Here is a 22,124-nt window from a genome sequence, read left to right as displayed (position 1 = left end):
GTGCACTAGGGAGACTACCAAGTTCCATCTGGGTCATGTCAAACTGGTAGACGTACCAGTGCTCGACCTCACGTCGAGCGCCTAGTGAACGCGAAAGGATGGACCATGGCCGACTCTTCTTTTGATGTCGTTTCCACGTATGACATGCAGGAGGTTGATAACGCGGTCAACCAGACGGCGAAGGAGATCAACCAGCGCTACGACTTCAAGGGCGTCGATGCATCGATCGAGCTCAAGGGGGAAACCATCCTCATGAAGGCCAACTCTGAGGAGCGGTGCCTGGCCGTCTACGACGTGCTCCAGACGAAGCTCGTCCGACGCGGCGTCTCCCTCAAGTGTGTCGATGTGGGCGAAGGAGTACCAGCCCAGTCTGGCAAGGAGTACCGTCTCGCCGGGGCCCTCAAGGAGGGCATCTCCCAGGAGAACGCGAAGAAGATCACGAAGCTGATTCGCGATGAGGGGCCGAAGTCCGTCAAGACACAGATCCAGGGCGACGAGATTCGCGTCACATCCAAGTCGCGCGATGACCTGCAGGACACGATCGCTCTCCTCAAGGGAGCGGACTTCGACTTCGCCGTGTCGTTCCAGAACTACCGCTGAGAAGCACGCGTGGGGCACGCCAAGGGCGTGCCCCACACTGCTGTCCGGAGCGTCAGTATCCCGCCATCTTCTCCAGGCGGCGGATCCGGTCCTCCATCGGAGGGTGGGTTGAGAAGAGCGCACGGCCCTTGCCCGCGAACGGGTTCGCAATCATCATGTGCGACACGCTGTCCATCTGCGGCGTCTCCGTCATGGGAGTGCGGACTGTGCCTCCCGCGATCTTGTTGAGGGCAGATGCGAGGCCGAGCGGATCCTCCGTCAGCTCCGCCCCGTCGTGGTCCGCATCGTATTCCCGCGTGCGTGAGACGGCGAGCTGAATGAGGCTTGCCGCAAGCGGTGCCAGCAGCGCCATGAGGAGAACACCGATGAAGCCGAACGGGCTCGAATTGTTGCGGTCGCCTCTCATGCCGAAGAACATGAAGAACTGGGCAAGAGAGGAGATGATCCCTGCCAGTCCGGCGGCGATCGAGGACGTGAGGATGTCACGGTTGTAGACGTGCATGAGCTCATGCCCGAGAACGGCGCGGAGTTCGCGCTCGTTCAACAGGTCAAGGATCCCGTCCGTGACGCACACGGCCGCGTTCTTCGGGTTGCGTCCCGTGGCGAAAGCATTCGGTGAGGACGTGGGTGCCACGAACAGTCGCGGCATGGGCTGGCCGGCCTTCACGGCAAGCTCTCGCACCGTCTGGTGGTACCACGGGAACTCTGCCTCGCTCACCTCCCGGGCCCGCATAGCGCGTATCGCCAGCTTGTCCGAGTTCCAATACGTGTAGGCGGTGCTGCCGAGCCCGATGAGTGCGAAGACGACGATGAAGCTGGAGCTGCCGGATCCTGCGGAGAGGAGGCCGCCGATGGCGAGCAGGATCGCCCAGAGCACGCCGAGGAGCACAGCCGTCTTGACGCCGTTGAGAGTGGAACGGTTCATGATGTCCTTTCGATTCCGGACTCAGGGCAAGCGGAACGTCCATTCGTCCGTGTTGAACTTCGTCTCGCACCGCTGCTGGGCGCGAGCAATGTCGCTGTCGGTGAGCGCACCTGGTTGCGCGTTGTATTTCGCGGCGAAGTGGTCGAGGAAGACGGCGATGATGTCCTCGCGCGCCATGCCTGTCTGGGACTTCATCGGATCGACGCGCTTCACCGCGGAACGGAGCCCCTTGTCCCGAACCTTTTCCTTGCCGATCCGGATGCAGTCGAGCATCTTTTCCGCATCGATGTCGTAAGACATCGTGACGTGGTGGACCATGACGCCGGAGGCGAAGTGCTTCTGTGCCGCGCCGCCGATCTTGCCCTTCTCGGACGTGATGTCGTTGAGCGGCACGTAGGTTGCCTTGACGCCGACCTTCTCGAGGGCTTCCATGACCCATTCGTCGAGGAATGGGTAGGAGTCCTTGAAACTCATGCCGTCGACGAGTGTCGTGGGGATGACGAGGGAGTAGGTGATGCAGTTCCCGGGCTCCATGAACATCGCCCCGCCGCCCGTCACGCGACGGCACAGCGTCACCCCGTGCTCAGTCATGCCGTTCCAGTCGATCTCATTCTCGACGGATTGGAAGGAGCCGATGACGACGCAGGGAGAATCCCACTCCCAGATCCGCATGAAAGGCTTCCGCCTCCCGGACGCAACATCCTCGATCAGGGTCTCGTCGAGTGCGACGTTCACCATCGGGGACACGACGGGGCCGTGGATCACCTCGAACTCGATGTCATCCCAGTCCACGGAGTGGCCGAGGGCGCGCCTGACGGCGGTGGCGATACCGTGGGGGCTCAACCCGAAGAGCTCGTCGCCCGGCTTGAGCACGACGGTGACGGCATGTGCGATGTCTGCCGCCGGCGAGTCGGCAGGCAGCCCGTCGATCGCCTGGGTGATCCGGTCGAGAGCATCATCCGGTTCGAGGAAGAAGTCTCCCGCGAGGCGCACGTTCCTCAGCTCATTGTCGGCGACATCGAGATCGACGACGACGAGCTTGTGGCCGGGTTCCTTGTATTCCCCGTGCATCAGTACAGCTTCCCGTCATGTTCTTCGCCCCGCGAGATCGCCGTCATCGTCGCCCGCTCCACGACCTTGACGCGCTCCCTGCCCTGGGCCTCTCCGAGTGCCTTCTCGAACTCCTCGAGGATCTCCCAGCCCTGCCATGTCGTGTACTTGACGCCCCGATCGTCGAGAAGAGCTGTCACGGGCTCCCCATCGGTGCGATCTGCAAGCCGGTCGAGCTTTCCCGCCTCAGCATCCTCGACGAGGTGGGTGATGGTTTCGCGAGCATCGGACTTGGTCGAGCCGATGAGACCGACAGGGCCACGCTTGACCCACCCTGTCGCATAAACCCCGGGGATGTGGTCCCCGCCGGGCTGGATCACACGGCCCTCGATGTTGGGGATGACTCCGTGGATATCGTCGAAGGGAAGGCCCTCGACCGGGGAGGAGAAGTATCCGACCGCCCGATAGACGGCCTGGACCGGATAGTCGATGAACGTGCCGGTGCCCTTGACGGAGCCGTCTCCGGTGAGCTCCGTCCTCTCCATCCGAACGCCCTCGACACGGTCCGTGCCCAGGATCTCGACCGGTGCTTGGAGCATGTGGAGGTGGATGCGCCGTGATGCTGTCGGCTCCGAGTCCCTCATGACCCAGTCTGTCAGGGTGTTGACGACCTGTTTCGTCTGGTTGGAGGAGTTGATCGCCTCCTGCGAGCCCTCATCGAAATCGAAATCCTCTTCGTAGACGATGACATCCACATCAGGGACCTTCCCGAGCTCTCGCAGCTCGAGCGGAGTGAACTTGACCTGGGCGGGCCCGCGGCGTCCGAAGACATGGACGTCGGTGATCGGGTTGGCGCGCAGGCCCTTCTCAACGTTCTCTGGTATCTCTGTCACCATGAGATCGTCAGGATGCTTGGCGAGAATACGGGCCACATCGAGGGCGACGTTTCCGACGCCGAGAACGGCGACCTCTTTCGCCTCGAGGGGCCATTCCCTCGGATAGTCGGGGTGCCCGTCGTACCAGGACACGAAGTCTGCCGCGCCGTACGACCCTTCGAGGTCGATGCCGGGAATGTCGAGCGGGGCATCCCGGTCGGAGCCCGTCGCGACAATGATCGCGTCGTAATGGGCTCTCATCTCGTCGATCGTGATGTCACGCCCCACCGTCACATTGCCGATGAGGCGGATGTCGCCGCGCTGCAGAATCTTGTAGAGCGCCACGATGATCTGCTTGATACGGGGGTGGTCTGGGGCGACACCGTAGCGGACGAGACCGAAGGGGGCCGGCAGCCGCTCGTACAGGTCGATCGATGTCTCGATCTCGGACTTCGACAGGATGTCGGCGGCATAGATTCCAGCCGGGCCTGCGCCGATAACGGCAACTGATAGCGGACGATCGCTCACATGCACCTCGATACTCACAGCGGATAAACCTCCCCTATTCTACCGGTGCGGCTGACAAGCAGAAACCCACGGGTTTCCCCGTGGGCTTCTGCGTTCTCAGTCGGTGACAGTCGTGTCGAGGCGTATGACGCCATAGGTCCAACCGTGGCGATGGTAGACGACGCATGGCTGCTTCGTATCCTCATCGATGAAGAGGAAGAAGGGGTGACCCACCAACTCCATCTCGTACAGGGCCTGGTCCACGCTCATGGGCGACGCCTCATGAAGCTTCTGCCGGACGATCACGGGAGAATCGCCGAGCTGCTGTTCAACGGCCTGTCCCGGCTCCGTCGGCACGGTCTCTTCCCGCGGCTGCTCTGCCACGAGGTCGGCGTTGAGCTCCTTCAAGTCGATGTTGAGCTCGGACGGTTCTTGGCCGTTGGAACCACGACGGTGGTCCTTCTTGCGATCGCGGACCCGACGCAGCCTCTCGATCAGTTTTGTGGTGGCGAGATCGAGTGCTGCACCACGGTCGGAGGCGGAGGCCTCTGCCCGGATGACCGGGCCTTTATCGACGACCGTGATCTCGATCTTCTCCGTCACATCAGTCTGGGCCAGGTGCGCTTCGTGGGTAACTTCTACCTCGACGCGTTGGGCACGAGGGGCAAACTGTTCAACCTTGGCGAGCTTGTCAGCGACATGCTCCCTAAACCGATCCGAAATCTCTGCATTACGACCTTGTACGATGATTTCCACGATTATCTCCTCATGAAAGGGTATCAACCCGAAAGAATGGCAAATTCGCCTCGATGGCGAGTGAAACAGACCACCTCCTTCACCTTCACGACTTCCTGTGAATATCGCTTACCTCACTTTACTCCAGGTTCAATGGCCGTGAACGCAGGTCCGCAAATTCGGACGAGGGAATAACAGCGGACACACAGACGGCTCCCAGAACCTCGTGGTCCGCGAGCGCCCGCCAGCAGGCCTCGAGCGTCGCGCCCGTCGTTGCGACGTCATCGACGAGCAGGATCGACAGTCCGGACGGAGACGGGTAGGTGTGGACGGCGTCTCGCTGACGGCGTTCCCTCCGCGACCGTCCCCGCTGGCGCCCGCGCCGCGGCATGAACAGGTCGCGGGATCTGACCGTGAGCGGAGCTGCCGCGCCGGCTGCGATGCCGCGGGCGACACTGTCAGCGATCGTCCCTGCAATGTAGGTGTCTCGCCGATAGCGTGCGGGACGGGACGGGACCGGCACCACGTCGAGCGTGCGGGAGGCGAGAGTGTCCGCGGTGCCTGCGACTGCTCTCGCCACCCGCGTGCCGATAGCCGCGTCGAGAGCATCCGACGGCTGGTTCTTCCAGGCGCGGATGATCTCTCTCGTGTCCTCGTAGGAGGACAGTGCCCACACGGGGAAGAGCGATATTTCAGTGCCGTCCGATTGGACGCGCGAAAGGTGCGGCAGTGACGCGGAGACGTCGACTGGCGGGCCGATGTTCTCGCCGCACGCATCGCACAGCGGAGTGTCCCATTGGCCGCATCCTGGGCATTGGATCGGGAAGATGACGTCGAGGAGGCTCATGGCCTGATCGTGCCAGGATTCGGGAGTTGTTCCGCTCGTGCTGTGGATGGGGACTCAGCCAGGCAATGCCGGTGAGCTGCCGTCTGTCAGGAGCAGGCGCCATCCGCCCCCGGAGCGTTCGAGGATCTGCCCGTTCTCGGTCGCGAGCACGAGGGAGCCCTGGCCCGATCCTGCCGTGATCGATGTTGCCCCGTTGACTTCGGTGATCGCGGTGATGGGCCCGCCGATCGGCACGGCGTAGATGCCGGGGTTGCTGCCGCCCGGAAGCGTGGCCAGCGCGGCAACGGTCGTCTCATCGATCCAGGCGACGTCGAGGACCTCGTCCACTCCGGCGCCCAGCTCCAGCGCACCATCGAGTGCTACGGGTTCGCCGTTGCCGTCGCGGATGATCGCGGTCGTAGTCATGTACGTGTTGGTCTCGTTGTGCCAGACGACGACGGCGCGGGCGCCCTCGCGGGAGACGTGGATGGAATCCACCGTCCCACCATCGAGCCAGGAGGCAGACAGCGGCACGCGATCTCCCTCCGCGGTGAAGGCGACGATCGTGTCGCCGGAGCCGGCCCAGATCCAATCGTAGATGTCGATGGAGGGTGTTCCGATGGTGTCGCCCTCGAGGAGTGTGACGGGTGCGCTCCCATTGTTCGGAAGGGTCACGAGCCGCGATCCGTCGGCGATAGCGACCATGGGAGGGTTGTCGCCGTAGCCGATCGTCAGAGCCTCCAGGTCTGTCGGCACATCTGTCATCGACAGAGAGACGGCGCTGCCGTTCTCGTAGAGGGATGGCCTGCCGTCGACGTTGACCAGCATCGTCGACTCGGTGAACGGATACGAGGACAGGCTGATGCTCTGGTTGACCTCCCACGGAACGCCGTCAACGGTCAGCTCCACATTCTGGATGCTCGAGAGCATGGTGAGGGTTTCTTCGATCTGCGCCATGAAGAGCGCACGCTGATATCCCGAGACCGATAGCGCTTCGTCGCTCAGCGATACGGTGGCGGTGCCGCTGGTCGTCGAGATTCCCCGACTGCCGATGGTGGTGCCCGGCGGCACAGCGGTGCGCACGGCGTCTGACAACCATTCGGAGGGACCCTCGAAGAGTTCCCTAGTTGCGGCAGACGCATACGTTGTGCGCGGGAACCATCGCAGGTCGGCGACAAGATACTGCGAGTCCGCCGTGAGGAAGTGGAGTTCCGACTTCGAGTACTGCGATTCGAACAGGGTCGCCGAGATGAGAAGCCCGTTGTCGAGATCGATGATCCGCCACTCCCCGTCAGCATTCCTCGCGAGCGAGAAGTCGGTGGTGATGACGGCGTCCGAGCTCGACATCATGAACCGGCCGCTGGGATCGATCGATCCCTCCGCGCCGAGACTGAGCCGGACCGCCTGGGTTTCGGTCCGCGTCGTGACGGGCACGCGAGCATCCGCATAGATGCGGACCTCTTCGAGGGGCCGCCATTCCTCCGAGGCCTGAGGGGAGAGGAACTGGCGGGCGACTTCGAAATCATCGGAGAGGCCTGCGGCCGAGGCGGTGAGGAAGCCGTACACAATCTCTTCGGGCGTTGATCCCTCTCGTGGCCCGTTCGCGTAGAAGCCCACCGTCTGGTTCGTTCCGTCCGGCGCGCGGGTCGCGTTGACGGGGCCCTCCGTCGGCAGGGACGTACAGGCAGACAGCAGAGTCACGGCACACAGCACGGCACAGAGTCTCTTCATTGCTCTTTCGCCTCCTCCGGTAGCAGGAGGTCAAAGTCTACTTCGACATCCACGGGCGCGACGTATGGTGCGCCCGGCTCTCGCGGCAGGATGAGGAGGAAACTCGACCCTTCACCGAGGACGCCCCACACGCGGATCTCCCCGCCGTGCAGGATCGCATCCTCGCGTGCGATCGTCAGGCCGAGGCCGGTACCGCCGGCCTTGCGGACCCTGGCCGCGTCAGCGCGCCAGAACCTGTCGAACACATGGTCGGCCTGTTCCTGGCTCATCCCGACACCGTTATCGACGACGCGTACGGCGACGGCGGTCTCGTTTCCGACGACATCGAGTCTGACGGTGCCTCCGTCCGCGTGCTCGATCGCGTTGACGAGGAGGTTGCGGACAATTCTCTCGACCCGGCGATGCTCCACGGTCGCGAACGTGTCTCCGGAGCGTTCGATCGTCACCGTGACGCCGTCCTCGCGAGCGAGCGGCCCCGCCATCTCCACCACGTTCTCGACGAGGTCGGCAAGATCGGCGGGCTGGGAGTTGAGCGCCATCGCACCAGCATCGAATCGGGAGATCTCCAGCAGGTCGGCCAGCATCGCGTCGAGGTTGACGAGCTGGCGCTGCATGAGTTCGGCGGAACGCTGCAGTGTCGAGGGGAGCTCTGCCCGCTTGTCGTAGATCAGCTGCCCCGCCATCCGGATCGTCGTCACCGGGGAGCGGAGCTCGTGGGACACTGCCGAGACGAAGTCCTGTTGGACTTTGGAGAGTTTCTGCAGTCTCGTGAACTGTTCGTCGAGCGACGACGCCATCTGGTTGAAGGATGATGCCAGTTGCGCAAGTTCGTCATCGCCGTGCTCATCCATGCGCACCTCGAAGGCACCATCGGCGATCCTGCGGGCGTTGCGGGATGCCTCGCGGATCGGGCCGAGAACCATTCGGACGAGAACGATGGCGAGCGCGACGAGAAGGATGAGGAGCAGTCCCGCCGCCGCGACCTGGACGGTTGTCACGAGGCTCAGCAGGTCCTGCTCGGCCTGGAGCGAGAACACGGAATACAGTTCGTAGTTGCCGGCCCCGGGGACGGTGACGGCGACACCGATGACGACGCCGGGAATGTCACCCCGGTCGCCGTTGGGGATCGAAACAGACTGCCAGTGCAGTGCCTCCGAGTTGGCCGTCTGGGATCGGATCTCATCCGTCACGATTTCGCGCAGAGCTGTCGGACCATTGCTCGGCTCGAGGATCTGGATGCCGCTCGCGGGCTGGCCCTCGGACCGCATGAGCATGACACCGACGACGGACGACGACGGGTCGTACATCGAGTTGACGATCGACTTCACAGTGTTCTGGACGTTTCCGGGGTTGGAGCCGATCGTTGCCGTGAAGCTCTGCTCCGCCGCCCGAGCATCGACGCCGAACTCTTCGACGATCGCGTCGATACGGTCCTCGAAGACCTGGTTGCGGATCTGCCAGAGGGCGATGCCGAACGTGACGGACACGGAGACGGTCACAATGGTGAGGAGGGTGGCAATGACCCTGACTTGAAGACGCTGGCTGAAGAACTTGACAAGGTCGGCCAGCCTATCTGCAAGCAGTCGGCCCCTGCTGGGTGCCCCCGCCTCGGGGGACTGCTCCGTCACTCGCGTGCCGCACCCGCCCGGTAGCCGACGCCGCGGACGGTGAGAACAACTTCCGGATTGTCCGGATCTTTCTCCACCTTCGCGCGCAGCCTCTGGACGTGGACGTTGACGAGACGAGTATCGGCGCTATGCCGGTATCCCCACACGAGCTCGAGAAGCTCCTCGCGGGAGAACACCTGACGGGGCTTGCGTGCGAGGGCGACGAGGAGATCGAACTCCAGCGGGGTGAGGGAGAGATTCTCATCGTCGCGCATGACGGTGTGCCCGGTGATATCGATGGTCAGATCTGCGACCTTGAGGATTTCGGGCTCGAGCTCCTGCCTCCTCATCCGCGCCTTGATCCGGGCCATGAGGACGGAGTTCTCGAAAGGCTTCGTCACATAGTCATCGGCGCCCGCCTCGAGGCCCGCGATGACATCGACCGAGTCCGTCAGGGCACTCATCATGATGATCGGGACGTCTGATTCGTCGCGGAGCGCCTGGCACACCTGCACGCCGTTCATGCCGGGCAGCATGACGTCGAGGAGGACAAGGTCTGGCCGTTCGGCTCGATAGAGCGGCAGCACGGAGAGACCGTCGGGGCAGATCGTCACACCGAACCCCTCCGATTCGAGGAGTATGGCGACCATCTCCGAGATCGACGGATCATCATCGACGACAAGAATGCGGGACTTCATGGCCCTAGTTTCCCACGAACGGCCACGTTTGTCCGCGAACACTCGCCCAGTCGGTCCAAACTGTGGACAATCCCTGCGGCTATGCCTGGCCTTCGTGCCGACACTGTTCGTGGATTGCTATCCTCCAGCCGCCGGTGACTGTGCGAAGATTGGTATCAGTCGGCGAAGGAGACAATCATGTCCAATGACAACAGGTGGCAGGGCGAAGAATGGGAGCCGAACTCCAATCAGCCCCCACGTTCGGATCTGCCGGAACCGGGGTCGCCTCCGCAGCCTCCCACGTTCGGATATTTCGATCGGCCCGCCCAGGGCCCGTCCTACCCTCAATACGGGGAGTACTCGAACTACGGCCAATTCGGTCAGCCTTCCGGGGACTATCAGTCCGCGCCCTACAGCGGATACGACTCCTCCCCCTTCCCGCTCCATCCCCTCTCGCCTGTGGAGCAGATCGACGCCGCTATCCGGCTCGTCAGATACAACCCCAAGGTCCTGATCGTCCTCCCGCTCATCGTCTACCTCCTCGTCGGGCTCCTGTCGACAGCGGTCGTTCTCGTCGGCGGCGAATCTTCACTCACCTACGTCGACATTTTCGATGTCGCCGACACTGCGACCTCGACAGCGTTCGTCGTCACGAGCCTGATCACGACACTCATCTCTTTTATCGCCGGTCTCTTCATCTATACGACCGCTGTGAACGCGGCGATGAGTGCGCTGTACGGCCGCAAGATCTCGATGGGGCAGGCTGTCTCGATGTCTGCGGGTGACTCTGGCAGGCTCGCTCTCGCCTACCTCGTGTACGCGATCATCTTCGCGGTCGTCACCGCCGTTCTCGGTTTCGCGGTGGCCCCCCTCGTGGGGGATATCGGCGTCGCGGGTAACAGCATCCTGTTCCTCGTCTTCTTCGCGGCCAGCATCTATCTCGCAGTGCGCTTCTCCTGCGTCATCCCCGTCCTCGTCGCGGAGCAGAAGGGCCCGATCGCGTCGATCGCCCGATCGTTCGAACTGACAAAGGGACGGTTCTGGCATATTCTCGCCACCTTGATTCTCTCGATCATCCTCATCCTGTTCATGACGATCGTCGTCTCGATCGTCATCGGCATCGGTTCGATCTTCACGTTCGGAGCATCAACGGCCATCGTCATCTACTCGACGATCACGGGCGCGCTCCTGTCCGCTCTCGTCGTCGCGTTCGGGCAGGCCGTCTCCAACGTCATCTACATCAACCTCCGCATGATTCGAGAGAACTTCCACTACAGCATCCGGAACTCGTAGCCAATGCTCCGTCGTCTCGCCGCCGCGCTCAGTCCCGAGGGGGACGAGGCTCGGCGGTGGGCTGAGGAGGAACTCGGCAAGGGAAAATATGCGGAGCAGGGGCCATCTCTCCTCGAACGAGTCGGGACCTGGCTTGTCGAGCTGCTCGAACGGATCAGCTTCACGACGGATGCACCGCGAACCGGGTCGATCGCCGTCGTCATCCTCATCGTCGCCCTTGCCGCTGCGGGCTTCTATCTCAGCCGCCTGAAAGGCGGCGGCACCGTCACCGCCGCGGGACTCATCCTCGATGATCATCGACCCGCATCAGTCCTCGTTCGAGATGCTGAACGAGCATACCGATCAGGTGACTACGCGGCGGCATGCGTCGACTACTTCCGTGCCAGCATCCGGGAACTCGATCAGGCTGGCATCATCGCCGCAACCCCTGCGATGACAGCGACAGAGGCAGCGTCGTGGGCCACGGCTCGGACAGGGATTCCGTTCGAGCCGGGAGCGAAGCTCTTCGATTCGATCATGTACGGCGGCGGCAGTGCCGCGCGCGCGGACGCGGACGCGATGGCGGATCTGCTGTCCCGATGCTCGGACGGGATACGAGTGTGAGCGTCGATCCCCGCTTCCGCACACCGCCGCGCCTGCGTCCGGGCTGGCGCAGAGCCGCGCTCGCGATAGTCGCCATCGTCATCATCGGGGTTCTTGCCCTTGCGACATCGAGCCTGCGGCACAATCGCGAGACCATGCATCCCGACTCCGTCTCTCCTTTCGGGGCGGGGGCGCTGTCCGCGATCATGGCGGACCAGGGCATTTCCATCACCCCCATGACGGCTGTGGACGATGCTCTCGACGGGCAGGGAACTATCCTCGTGTGGGATCCGCAGCTGCTCCTCAACAGGGCAGAGCGGGAGCAGCTATTGGCCTCGTCCCGCCGCATCGTCGTCGTATCGGACGGCGGGCGGGACGCCTCCCGGTGGCTGGGCACAGCCGGGGTGTCAACCGTTCCCCTCAGCGGCCCCATCAGGCCATCGTGTGACGTCGACTGGCTCGATGGCATCGATACAATTGCGGGTGTGACGGCAGGCGTCACCGCCGACGGATGTTTCCCCATCGGGGAAGGGCACCACATCGTCGTCCGCGACAACCTCGTCTACGTGGCCTCCCCCGAGATCTTCACAAACCAATTCCTCGATGTGGCGGACAATGCCGCTGTTGCGATTCGCATGCTGAGCGGCAGCGGTACAGTCTCGTGGCTGATTCCCGAACAGTCCCTCCCATCCGCGCCAAGCCCCTCCGTGGTCCCGCCTGCTCTCACGGGTGCCCTCGCGGGCTTCATCATGACCGCCCTGTGGTACGGGCTGCTTGTCGCACGGCCGTTCGGTCCCCTCATCCCAGAGCCTCTCCCCGTCGTCGTCCCCGCCGTGGAGGCGACGCGCGGGCGGGCACGGTTGTACGAGCGCGGTTCTCATGCGTCTCATGCGGGGAGGGCTCTGCGCGCGGGCACTGTCGCCCACCATGCCGGCAGGCTGGGCCTCGGGTCTGATGCGGGGGCGCCTGAGGTTGTTGCCGCGATCTGCCGCGCCTGTCCCCTGCCCGAGGCTGACGTCTACCGTCTGCTGTATGGCCCGCCGCCCACGAACGATCGTGAGCTTGTTGAACTTGCCCTCGGACTCGAAAACCTGTCGAAGGAGCTGCACCATGACTAGTCCGTCGTTCCGTCCTCCCCTCACGATCCCCTCCCCCGTGCCCGACGCGAGTGACGCGCAGCGTTCGTTCGCGGGTCTCGCTGCGGAGATCCACAAGGCTGTCGTCGGCCAGGACGAGGCGGTTGCCGGCCTTCTCGTGGGTCTGCTCTCCGGCGGCCATGTCCTCCTCGAGGGTGTGCCGGGAACCGCGAAGACGCTCCTCGTCCGCTCTCTGTCTGCGGCCCTGACGCTCGACAATTCGAGGATCCAGTTCACCCCGGATCTTATGCCGGGGGATCTGACGGGCTCCCTCGTCTACCGGTCCGGTCAGTTCGATTTCCGGCCCGGTCCCGTCTTCACGAATCTGCTTCTCGCCGACGAGATCAATAGGACTCCCCCGAAGACGCAGGCAGCACTGCTCGAGGCCATGGCGGAGCATCGCGTGACGGTCGATGGCGAGCCGCGCCCCCTCCCCGATCCGTTCATGGTCGTCGCAACACAGAATCCCATCGAATACGACGGCACATATCCGCTGCCGGAAGCTCAGCTCGATCGTTTCCTCCTGAAAGTGACGATGGATCTGCCCTCCCGCGAGGACGAGCTCGACATCGTCAGGCGGCACGCCGACTATTTCGACCCGAACGACCTCGAGACGGCTCGAGTGGCCCCCGTTGCGGGTGCTGCCGATATCACTGCCGCGAGATCCCAGATCCGCACCATCTCCGTCCATCCCGCCATCACCGCCTACATCGTCGACCTCGTGCGCGCGACACGGTCGGCACCCCCGGTCGAGATCGGGGTATCGCCGCGTGGCGCCACGGCTCTCCTGCGCACCGCGCAGGCGTGGGCGTGGCTGTCAGGGCGCACCTACGCCACCCCGGATGATGTCAAGGCTCTTGCCGTCCCGGCTCTCGTCCATCGCGTCAGGCTCCGTGCGGAGGCAGAGCTGGATGGGCTCACTCCCCGTCGGGTGATCGACACCGTGCTGGCCCAAGTCCCCGTCCCGCGCTGATGTTCGTCACCCCGCGCTCCGCGATCCTCCTCGCCCTCGGCATCCCTCTCGGCATCGCCGGCTGGCACTGGCCCGTCGGTGTCTTGGCGATCACTGTCGCGGCCTGCGGGGCGGATTGGCTCCTGGCGGGCAATCCGCGCCTCCTCACCGTCACGAGGCCGGACGTGACGATGAGGCTGGGAACATCCGCGTCGTCTGTGCTGGTGATCCGCAACGAGGACACGAGGATTCGGCGCGGCACTGTCAGGAACGGATGGCCGCCCTCGGTGGCCGTCACGGATCCTGTCGTCGAGTTCCGTCTCGGGCCCGGCGCTGATATCCGGCACGTTTCGACAATCGAGCCCAGCCGTCGCGGCACCCTGGCGGGCGGCCCTGTCACCGTTCGGACGTGCGGCCCGCTCGGCCTTGCCGGCAGACAGCACGAGACTCATGCCGAGACGACGCTTCGCATCCTGCCCGAGTTCCAGTCCCGGCGCTTCCTGCCCAGCCGGCTGACACGGCTGCGTGAACTGACAGGGCGCAGTCTCCTCCTCGTCTCCGGCGAGGGTACAGAGTTCGACTCCCTGCGGGAATATGTCAGGGGCGATGACGTTCGCGCTATCGACTGGCGGTCGACCGCGAGGCGGGGTGAAACCCTTGTCCGCACGTGGCGCCCTGAGCGAGACCGCCGCATCATCTCCGTCATCGACTGCGGTCGTTCCGCCGCATCACGGATCGGCTCCGCCCCGAGGATCGATTCGAGCATCGACGCGACCCTGCTCCTTGCTGCCCTCTCCCAGAAGGCTGGGGACCGCCTCCACGTACTCGCCCATGACAGTGCACAACGCGTTCGGATCGATCCGGGAGACACCATGTTCGGGGTGGCGGCGAAACTCGGCGATCTGACGCCGAGTCTCACCCAGACGGACTGGGTTGCTGTTGCGGCGGCCGTGCGATCGATCTCCCCGTCGAAGGCGCTCGTCGTCATCTCGACAGGCCTGGATTCGGGAGTGATTCCGGGTGGCCTCCTCGAGGCGATCCCCCTCATGAACCGCCACACCCTCCTCATCGCCGTCTCATCCGATCCCACGCTCGAGCATATGACTCGCGTGGACGGCACCGTCCACTCCGCCTATGAGGCGGCCGCCGCACACCGTACGCTGCTCGAGGAGAAGGCTCTCGCCGAACATCTGAGACGGCTCGGTGCGCGTGTTGTCATTGCCCCGCCCGACAGGCTCCCGGCCGCCGTGGCCGACGCCTATCTCGACCTGAAAGAGGCCGGCAGGCTCTAGTCGCACGCGGCTGAAAGTGACATGATCTTTGCGTTCCTGGAGACTCCGCTGAGCATGCGCAGTATCAGGCAGCAGGTGGCATGTACCCTGCCTCGTCCTCAGCCAGGTCCGGGGAGATCCCGAGAGCGGCACGCCCACCCCTGATCGTGTACGTCCAATAGCAGGCCACCGCGACTGTTCCGATGAGGATCTTGAGGGGCCACGGCAGCGCGGACGGGGTGACGAATCCTTCGATGATGCCGGCCACGGCGAGAACGAGGACGAGACCGCCGGCGATAAGGACTGTTATCCGTCCCTCCTGTGCGAGCACCTGGGAGCGTGTTCTCCGTCCCGGTGCGATCAGTGCCCAGAAGAGAGACAGTCCGGCGCCGACCGCAATGAAGATCGCGGTGAGTTCGAGTTGCCCGTGCGGAAGGATCAGCCTGAAGAAGACATCGAGCCCGTCCTGGCTGTGCATGATCGCCGCGGAGCTGCCCACGGCCACCGCATTCTGGTAGAGCACGATAGCGGGGATGATGCCGGTGATGCCGCCAGCGATGGACTGGACTGCGATCCGAGCATTATTTGACCAGACCTGGCCCGCGAAATCTGCCGATGGATATTCGGAATAGTAGGCCGCGAAGGCCTCCCCCGCATATTCGCGAAGCTGGTCCTCTGTTCCGAGAGAGGCCAGCACCGGTGGGTTGAGCGCAATGTTCACTGCGGTGGCAACGGCGATGAGGAGGAAGAAGGCCGCCGCTCCGGCGGTCCACCAGCGCACTCGATAGAACGCGAGGGGCAGGGTCACACGGAAGAACGTCGTCACGGTGTGTCGGGTGATGCGCCGCTCGCCGCTCAGCCTTGCCCTCGACAGGGACAGGAGCTGTGATAGCCGCAGGATGACGTGCGGGTCGGGGCTGGCCGTGCGGATCGCTGCGAGATGCGTGGCGGTGCGCTGGTAGAGACGGATGAACTCATCGACCTCGTTCCCGCTCAGGGAGCGCTTCCTTGCAAGCTCTCTCAACCGGTCCCATTCCGGCTGGTGTGCGAGGGCGAAGGCGTGAGCATCCATGCCACCAGTCTTCCACGGTCCCGCACATGCGGTCGACTCGCTACTGTGGAGTCATGACGGATACTGGGGGCCGCTACAGGGCGGCAGGGGCGGCGGTCGACACGGTCCGGTCCGACATCGTCACCGGCGAGGGGGTCGGCCTCGTCCTGCCCACCGTGTCGTTCGGTTCGCGAGTCTTGAGCGCCGCAATCGACTGGACGATCTATGTTCTCCTCGGTTCGGCCGCCTGGTACGTCGTCGAACGCACATGGCAGCCCTCGAACGCCGCCCAGGAGATGACGTGGGTGACGACGCTGCTCCTCCTGTGGGCGGTCGGCCTGCCCTTCCTCGTGCAGTACGTGACACGGGGTTCGTCTCCCGGCCGTCTCGCGACGGGCACCCGCACGGTTCGGGAGGACGGCGGCACGATCGCGATGAGGCACGCAGCGACACGGTCGGTCGCAGGGCTCTTCGATGGTCTGTTCACACTCGGAGCGCTCGGTGCGGTGACCATTGCGGTGACGCGGCGCGGCCAACGGACGGGCGATCTACTCGCCGGCACGATCGTGGTGCGATGGTCGAGAGCCTCTCGACGATCCCAGCCGTTCACGATCGATCCTGCTCTTGCGGAATGGGCTCGCGTCGCAACCGTGCGGCCGCTGCCGGGCCCGCTTGCCATTGCCGCACGGGATTATGTGCGGGCACGGGGGACGATGACGGCGGAGGCTCGGACGGGGAGGGCCCGCGATCTCGCGTCCGCGATCGAAGCATGTGTGGCACCGCCCCCGCCCCTCGGGACCGACCCGGACGCTTTCATGACGACGGTGCTGGCGCTGCGTGAACGCCTCGACTTCCAGCGGGAGAGAGCACGCATGACCGACCATGCGAGGACGGAGGGGAAGCTCTCTGCCCTCCCGTATGGGATGGGGCAGGACTAGCTGGGGTTGACCTGTTCGGCCTCGGTGGGGAGGAGGATCGGCACGCCGTTGTCGATGCGGTAACGCCAGGCGGGGCTCGATGCCGAGACATAGAACTCGCCCTCCCGTGTCAGCTCCGTGCCCGTCTTCGGGCATCGCAAAGCATTCTCGATCCAGTCAGTCATGGTGTTCTCCCGGGTTGGGTACGGCCCGCAGGGTGGGCCCGATCTGGCCCGGCACGTCAGAGGTGCGACGCACTTCGCGGCGTGCCGGCTTGGGTTCTGGGGCGCGACGCTGGCTGGCCTCTTTGATGGCGTTCGCGAGCGCCATGAGGTCGTTGTCCGAGGGCGGGGCGGGTTCGAACTCGGTGACGAGACGCACCATCGACCATCCTCTCGGGACTGTCACGGATTGGGCGTGATCCTCGCACAGGTCGAGGGCGCCCTTCTGGGCGACGGGTGATAGTGGCCCGACGACAGCGGTCGCCTCACCATAGTTGTATGTCATCGTCACGACTGCACGCCCCGCGCATCGAGTCCTCGAGCATTGCCTTACCACAGCTACTAACCGTAGCACGCACGGTAGGCTGGTCGAGTGAGCCCATTACCCCAAGACTCTTTTCCGTCCCCTTCGCCGATGCTGCGCAGGGACCGGCACGGCCGCGGCCTGCGGGGGCCGATCATGCCTCCCACCGTGCCCGCCTGGCGGACCCGTGCCGAACGCTTCGACGACATGGTGTCCATGGAGGTCGCGACCTATCGCAAACATTTGGGTGATGTTGTCGACCGGCTCGACTATGCGGTGCTCGATGTGCCGGAATCGGATCCGACACCGTGGGAGGATGGCATCCCGCAAGCCCGTTTCTTCCCGATGGAGCCGGGCACGGGAGTCGAGGGCAGGATTGTCTTCTATCGTCGCCCCATGGAGCAGATGGCACCGACCCCGGGGACGCTGTCTGTCCTCGTCCACATGGTCGTCACCCAGCAGCTCGCCTCATTCCTCGGCCGTTTCCCGGAGGATATCGACTACCACAACCATTCGTAGCCTTATCACTCAATCGCACGTCGGCTCAGCACTCGATCTCGCGCCGGCCTGAGCTCGATCGTCCGTGTCAGTCGATGACGCGCAGGACGAGATCGTTGGAGGCCGCCGGTGGCACGGTCGTGCTGAGGCCGGCAATGCCGATCATGGTGTCGAGATCTTTGAGGGCCAGAATGCCGGCATGGATGGGGGTCTCGGATTCGATCGTGATGAAGCTCGTGTCGTCTGGGCTGGTGATGGCGGCGATGGGGCTCACCGTTACCGTCTCCGATTCCAGCACGTTGCCCTCGCGGTCGAGAGAGGTGACGAGCGCGGTCGTCGGCTCATCGCTGTAGAGGGTGAGGTGGGAGACGCTTTCGGGGACCGAGACGGCTGAACGCGTCGAGGCGCTGCTGGAGGCAAGCCACCCGTAGTCCCCCTCGGATGTGATGCGGGCACCGGCGAGAACGGGCACGTCTGCTTCGACGCGAAGTGCTGACCATGCTCCTGCCAGCCCGTCCATCGACAAGTCGAGGACCGTTCCCGGCGCGAGAACGACGTCCTGGGCACCGGGAACATCCTCGATCCCCTCTGCCGTGATGGCGGAGATGGAGACAGTGGCTCGTTCGCTGCCCGGATTCGCGACCCGCAGCTCCACGGAACCGTTCTCGCCCGACAGGTCTGCGCCGGGCACGATAGTCGTGGTCGCCGGTTCGGCGCCCGGCGTGACGGACTCGATGCCGGCCCCGGAGATGCCGTCGATCTCGTGGACGAAGAGGTGCGAGGCGATCTGCCCACCAGTCGACGCTATCTCGACCGCGATCCGATCATCGCGCACTCCGGCCTCGAGAATCATGCTGTGAGAGGAGTGAGCATCCACGGCCACAGTCGACAGGACAGATGTGTCGGCCGTGCCGGTCGACGTGTGCACAGTGACCGTGACGGTCGCGGGGCTGCCGGTGACGTTTGTCAGGACGAGCTGGGCTGAGGACGATGCGGATGTCGATCCGCCCACCAGATATTGAACGTTCACGGGCGGGATGCAGGGGGTGAGTGCGAGGCCTGCCAGTTCCCCGCTGTCCTGGAACCGTTGGGTTGAGGCCGCGGCAAGAACTGGCGTGTCGAGGGGCTCGACCGTCAACTCGCCGGGAAACGCCCCGGCCTCGAAAAACGTGCGCGACTCGCCGGCAGGGAGGGCCCGATCATCGAGGGCGGCATCGCCGCCGCCGACGACGATCGCGCGGGTGCGCAGGCGCGGATCGCTCTCCTCCCCGTCGAGGCCGACCGTCTCCCCCATGGTCTCCTCGAAATCCGGCGGGCACGCGAGTGAGATCTCCCGTGCAGTCCCGGCGGCCCGAATCGCGGGGGACGCTGTCACCTCGGCCCCCGGGCCGAGCAGGGCGATAGCAAGCCCGCCCCCGCCCAGTGCGATGGCAGAGAGACCGGACATGATGCGGAGAATTCTCATCGGGCCCTCCATGGCAGACTCACGGTGATGTTGCCGGCGATGATGAGGAGCCTGCCGAGACTCACCCACCACTGTCCGAACCCTCCCTCGTGGGAGATGTGGACGGTACCCGCCTGGGGAACCTCCCAGGCGGCGCGCCAAGAGTCCTCGACAGGATCGAGTTCACGGCCATCCTGAGTAGCGACCCATTGCGGATCGAAGCGCTCCGAGAGATAGAGGACGCCCTCGTCGGCGTCGACGGTGGCATCGACAACGCCGGACGGGAGGACGACGCCATCGAGCATGACGCGCCCGGAGGGTACGTCGACACGCCAGAACGTGCCGATCTCGGACGTGGTGACACGGGTGATCGAATCGGTCGAATCGAGCATGGTCGCGAGACCATTCGCCGCCGAGTCCTCCCCCGGCACGAGGATCACCGTGATCGCATGTTCGGCAAGGATCTCGGCGAAATCGTCCTCTCCGAGGCGGGCAACGCTCTGCGCGAGAGCCTCTCCCGTCGCGGCGAAGTGGCCTTGATGCGTGAGCTGGGGGCCGTTCCCGCGCCACAGTTCGACCAGGTATCCATCGTCGCCCGGTGTCAGGACGAGCGTCCGTCCCCGTTCAGGATCGGCCGCGTTCTTCGCGGCCAGGGCCGGAATGCGGGTGCCGGGGGCCTCCGATACGACATGACGGGGCGAGTCCGTATAGATCGACGTCAGCCACACCGCGGTCGAGACCAGTGGTGCCGCGACGAGGCCGACAGCGCAGACCCCTGCCACGACGTGACGGACCGAGAGCGTCGAGGAGGACAGATCTGCTCGCAGGCCGTGGGCTCCGCCCGCGGCGGCGAGCACGAGCCCGCCGACGATCAGGCTGAGGCCCGGCCCCGGCCAACCCACAGCCGTCGTGAACGTCCGATGGTCGATGCCGACCGTCGTCGCGAGCGCGATCGCAACGAGTGCTCCGCCGATCCCGACCATGCCCCAGCCGAGCATGACAGCGCCGCGGCGGCGCGGTCTCGCCAACGCGATCGCTGCCGCGAGAACGACGAGAACGGAGGCTGCCAGGACGATGGGAGCCGCGATCTCGATCCCCATCGGCCATCCCGCGACGATCTCCCACCGCTGCCCCTGATCCCAGGAGAAGGTTGCGCCGGGAAGCCACGCGAATGACTCGGGGAGGGACTTGGCCAGCCACCAGAGGGCTGGTGCCGCGAGTGACATCCCCGGGATCGGCACCCACAGCCATCCGACGCGGCGCTGAACGAGAGCGAGCACGATCGCGGCGCAGGCGATGAGGAGAAGGGATGCGGGATAGGAGGCGCCGACAACGAGTGCCCACCAGGCGCTGGCCCCCAGGTGGGAGGACCCGCGGCGGGTCGCTGCACGGGTCAGGCTGGAAAGGAGGAGAGGGAGTGCGATGTGGAAGAGGACGGCACCAGCCTCACCGGCTGACAGGGAGGAGAGGAGGGGTGCGGCGGAGGCCCAGAGGGCTCCGACCATGAAGCGGACCGCTGGGGAGTTCGTGACGAGGCCGGAGGCCCGGAACGCCGCCAGCCCGGAGAGCATGGGTGAGAGGAGGAAGAAGACGAAAACGACCTCGGTCAACGAGCCGCCGAACAGCTCGGCGACATAGACCCCTGGAATGGCGAGAATCCAGAGCGGCTCGAGATAGCCCGGATGACCATCTCCAGCAGGCACCCAACTCGAGGTCGCGGCCGCCACGAGATCGCCCGCACTCGAATCGTCTGGCAGCAGGCCGCCTCCCGTCAGGCCGAAGGCGGACATGCTCGGCAGGACGGCGATGATTCCAGCGGCCAGTGTGATGATGGCGAGGAGCCAGGCGCTGGCCCGGGTCCGTGCCCGCCGCTCGGCCGCCTCCCTCCGCTCATCGGCAGGCGGGAGCCTGCGAAGCCTCTCTGCTTCCCGCCGGGCCTTTCGAATATCGGAGCGGCTCTCCGTCACATCGCGGTGGGTTGCCTCGAGGCCGCGATAGGAGCGCGTCACTGTGGCCGCTCGCAGCCGCCGCCTGGCACGGAGGATGGCAGCTGCCTGCCCGAGGAGGCTCATCCCCGCCCACAGTTCGCCTCTCGCCCGTGTCGTGTCCTTGATGGCAAGACGGGCAAGGGCACGCGCCGGTGACAGCGCGACGTACAGGAGGAACAGGAAAGGGGCGACCAGGAACGGTGCCCTCTGCAGGGCTGTATACATCTGGGAGCGCCGGCGCCGGCCGAAAGACTCCGGTGTCTGCGCGAAGGATGATCGAGCATGGCGCACGATCGCGGCGGGGACGACGACAACCCTGCGCCCCTGCGCCCGGAGCCTGCGCGACAGTTCAAGACCATCGCCGAAGGGGCCGAGTGCCGGATCGAAACCTCCAGCCTCGATCAGGGCTGAGGTGCGGAGCAGCATGCCTGCGGTACCCACGCCGAGCACGTCCTCGCGGGAATCGAACTGTCCCTGATCCTTCTCGTCCGGGTCGAGCTCGGGAACTCGGCGCCCTGACCGAGTGGCACGGATACCAACTTCGAGCAGCGTTCGAGGATCGTCCCATCCGACCTGTTTCGGGCCTGCCGCGGCGATCGCAAGGGATGCTTCGCAGGAACGGTGGAGGGATTCGAGGCAGTCCGCCTCCGGGGCCGAATCGTCGTGGAGGAGCCACGTCCACTCCCCCTCGCCGAGACCCGCATGGAAGGCCTCTCCCGTCGTCCCCGCCTCACATCGCACCGTCGACACGGCGATGCCGGCGTGTACCAGCGCGGTCGTGTCAATCTCGCCATCATCGAGGAGGACGAGCGTCAGGGTTCCCGGAAGACGGGTACCTGAGGCCACTGCCGCGAGGGTGACGGGCAGATGCTTGGACGTGGAACGGCCGACGACAATCGCATGAATGCCGTCGGCCAGATGCTTAGTTCTCACC

21 protein-coding genes are annotated in these 22,124 nt (G+C 64.8%); 8 read left to right on the top strand and 13 right to left on the bottom strand.

The genetic code is table 11. The features are described 5' to 3' along the window. The first annotated feature begins 105 nt into the window (after positions 1 to 105). Positions 106 to 600 carry a YajQ family cyclic di-GMP-binding protein gene (locus H2O75_RS02780; protein WP_182173360.1) on the top strand — a complete coding sequence of 165 codons (495 nt, stop codon included), beginning with the start codon at positions 106 to 108 and terminating at the stop codon, positions 598 to 600. 52 nt (positions 601 to 652) lie between these two features. Here H2O75_RS02780 and htpX read toward each other — a convergent pair whose 3' ends face one another. The 8 genes from htpX to mtrA all read right to left on the bottom strand — a co-directional run bounded on the left by htpX (position 653) and on the right by mtrA (position 9,554). After that, positions 653 to 1,525, bottom strand: coding sequence for a zinc metalloprotease HtpX (gene htpX, locus H2O75_RS02775; RefSeq protein ID WP_182173355.1), 873 nt, complete (start codon positions 1,523 to 1,525; stop codon positions 653 to 655). 21 nt (positions 1,526 to 1,546) lie between these two features. After that, positions 1,547 to 2,596, bottom strand: a complete 1,050-nt coding sequence (gene lplAB, locus H2O75_RS02770; protein WP_182173352.1) for a lipoate-protein ligase LplAB — start codon at positions 2,594 to 2,596, stop codon at positions 1,547 to 1,549. Next, positions 2,596 to 3,996, bottom strand: a complete 1,401-nt coding sequence (locus H2O75_RS02765; RefSeq protein WP_259365292.1) for an FAD-dependent oxidoreductase — start codon at positions 3,994 to 3,996, stop codon at positions 2,596 to 2,598. The genes lplAB and H2O75_RS02765 overlap by 1 nt, the downstream gene beginning before the upstream one ends. A gap of 78 nt (positions 3,997 to 4,074) precedes the next feature. Continuing rightward, on the bottom strand, positions 4,075 to 4,713 hold the full coding sequence (gene hpf / locus H2O75_RS02760) for a ribosome hibernation-promoting factor, HPF/YfiA family (protein ID WP_182173349.1): 639 nt from the start codon (positions 4,711 to 4,713) through the stop codon (positions 4,075 to 4,077). A 118-nt stretch (positions 4,714 to 4,831) separates the two neighbouring features. Continuing rightward, positions 4,832 to 5,539: a ComF family protein gene (locus tag H2O75_RS02755; protein ID WP_182173346.1), complete on the bottom strand. Its 708-nt coding sequence runs from the start codon at positions 5,537 to 5,539 to the stop codon at positions 4,832 to 4,834. A 54-nt stretch (positions 5,540 to 5,593) separates the two neighbouring features. Further along, positions 5,594 to 7,249 carry an LpqB family beta-propeller domain-containing protein gene (locus tag H2O75_RS02750; RefSeq protein ID WP_182173343.1) on the bottom strand — a complete coding sequence of 552 codons (1,656 nt, stop codon included), beginning with the start codon at positions 7,247 to 7,249 and terminating at the stop codon, positions 5,594 to 5,596. After that, positions 7,246 to 8,877 carry an MtrAB system histidine kinase MtrB gene (mtrB, locus tag H2O75_RS02745; RefSeq protein ID WP_182173340.1) on the bottom strand — a complete coding sequence of 544 codons (1,632 nt, stop codon included), beginning with the start codon at positions 8,875 to 8,877 and terminating at the stop codon, positions 7,246 to 7,248. The genes H2O75_RS02750 and mtrB overlap by 4 nt, the downstream gene beginning before the upstream one ends. Next, the gene (gene mtrA, locus H2O75_RS02740; RefSeq protein WP_182173337.1) at positions 8,874 to 9,554 is read right to left on the bottom strand and encodes an MtrAB system response regulator MtrA; all 681 of its coding nucleotides are present in this window, start codon (positions 9,552 to 9,554) and stop codon (positions 8,874 to 8,876) included. The genes mtrB and mtrA overlap by 4 nt, the downstream gene beginning before the upstream one ends. Before the next feature lie 177 nt (positions 9,555 to 9,731). On the opposite strand from mtrA, the gene H2O75_RS02735 reads away from it, so the two are divergent. From H2O75_RS02735 to H2O75_RS02715, 5 genes are read left to right on the top strand one after another with little or no spacing between them, the layout of a single operon-like run. Beyond that, positions 9,732 to 10,826: a glycerophosphoryl diester phosphodiesterase membrane domain-containing protein gene (locus H2O75_RS02735; RefSeq protein WP_182173334.1), complete on the top strand. Its 1,095-nt coding sequence runs from the start codon at positions 9,732 to 9,734 to the stop codon at positions 10,824 to 10,826. A gap of 3 nt (positions 10,827 to 10,829) precedes the next feature. Beyond that, complete coding sequence (locus H2O75_RS02730) at positions 10,830 to 11,429, top strand: DUF4129 domain-containing protein (protein ID WP_182173331.1); 600 nt, start codon at positions 10,830 to 10,832, stop codon at positions 11,427 to 11,429. Continuing rightward, on the top strand, positions 11,426 to 12,526 hold the full coding sequence (locus tag H2O75_RS02725) for a DUF4350 domain-containing protein (RefSeq protein WP_182173329.1): 1,101 nt from the start codon (positions 11,426 to 11,428) through the stop codon (positions 12,524 to 12,526). Before H2O75_RS02730 ends, H2O75_RS02725 begins: the two co-directional genes overlap by 4 nt. Continuing rightward, entirely contained in the window at positions 12,519 to 13,517 is a 999-nt protein-coding gene (locus H2O75_RS02720; protein ID WP_182173326.1) for an AAA family ATPase, read from the top strand. The genes H2O75_RS02725 and H2O75_RS02720 overlap by 8 nt, the downstream gene beginning before the upstream one ends. Then, positions 13,517 to 14,788 (top strand): DUF58 domain-containing protein, encoded by a 1,272-nt coding sequence (locus H2O75_RS02715; RefSeq protein WP_182173323.1) that lies wholly within the window; start codon positions 13,517 to 13,519, stop codon positions 14,786 to 14,788. The genes H2O75_RS02720 and H2O75_RS02715 overlap by 1 nt, the downstream gene beginning before the upstream one ends. 64 nt (positions 14,789 to 14,852) lie before the next feature. On the opposite strand, the gene H2O75_RS02710 is transcribed toward H2O75_RS02715, so the two are convergent. Further along, a complete protein-coding gene (locus H2O75_RS02710) occupies positions 14,853 to 15,839 on the bottom strand; it encodes a stage II sporulation protein M (protein ID WP_182173320.1) in 987 nt (328 codons plus the stop codon). Positions 15,840 to 15,892: 53 nt separating this feature from the next. On the opposite strand from H2O75_RS02710, the gene H2O75_RS02705 reads away from it, so the two are divergent. Then, positions 15,893 to 16,756 carry an RDD family protein gene (locus H2O75_RS02705; RefSeq protein ID WP_182173317.1) on the top strand — a complete coding sequence of 288 codons (864 nt, stop codon included), beginning with the start codon at positions 15,893 to 15,895 and terminating at the stop codon, positions 16,754 to 16,756. On the opposite strand, the gene H2O75_RS02700 is transcribed toward H2O75_RS02705, so the two are convergent. Then, positions 16,753 to 16,920, bottom strand: coding sequence for a Trm112 family protein (locus tag H2O75_RS02700; RefSeq protein WP_182173315.1), 168 nt, complete (start codon positions 16,918 to 16,920; stop codon positions 16,753 to 16,755). The genes H2O75_RS02705 and H2O75_RS02700 overlap by 4 nt on opposite strands. After that, complete coding sequence (locus H2O75_RS02695; RefSeq protein ID WP_259365291.1) at positions 16,913 to 17,293, bottom strand: DUF3499 domain-containing protein; 381 nt, start codon at positions 17,291 to 17,293, stop codon at positions 16,913 to 16,915. Before H2O75_RS02695 ends, H2O75_RS02700 begins: the two co-directional genes overlap by 8 nt. A 36-nt stretch (positions 17,294 to 17,329) precedes the next feature. Between H2O75_RS02695 and H2O75_RS02690 the strand changes: the two genes are divergently transcribed. Further along, a complete protein-coding gene (locus H2O75_RS02690) occupies positions 17,330 to 17,779 on the top strand; it encodes a metallopeptidase family protein (protein ID WP_259365290.1) in 450 nt (149 codons plus the stop codon). Between the two features lie 67 nt (positions 17,780 to 17,846). Here the strand turns inward: H2O75_RS02690 and H2O75_RS02685 are convergent, their stop codons facing one another. Both H2O75_RS02685 and H2O75_RS02680 read right to left on the bottom strand, forming a co-directional pair. Beyond that, entirely contained in the window at positions 17,847 to 19,223 is a 1,377-nt protein-coding gene (locus H2O75_RS02685; RefSeq protein WP_182173308.1) for a DUF5719 family protein, read from the bottom strand. Further along, positions 19,220 to 22,123 (bottom strand): glycosyltransferase family 2 protein, encoded by a 2,904-nt coding sequence (locus H2O75_RS02680; protein WP_182173305.1) that lies wholly within the window; start codon positions 22,121 to 22,123, stop codon positions 19,220 to 19,222. Before H2O75_RS02680 ends, H2O75_RS02685 begins: the two co-directional genes overlap by 4 nt. Position 22,124: the final 1 nt, after the last annotated feature.

Source organism: Flaviflexus equikiangi (assembly GCF_014069875.1).
GTDB lineage: Bacteria > Actinomycetota > Actinomycetes > Actinomycetales > Actinomycetaceae > Flaviflexus > Flaviflexus equikiangi.
This window is presented reverse-complemented; position numbering and strand designations above follow the sequence as displayed.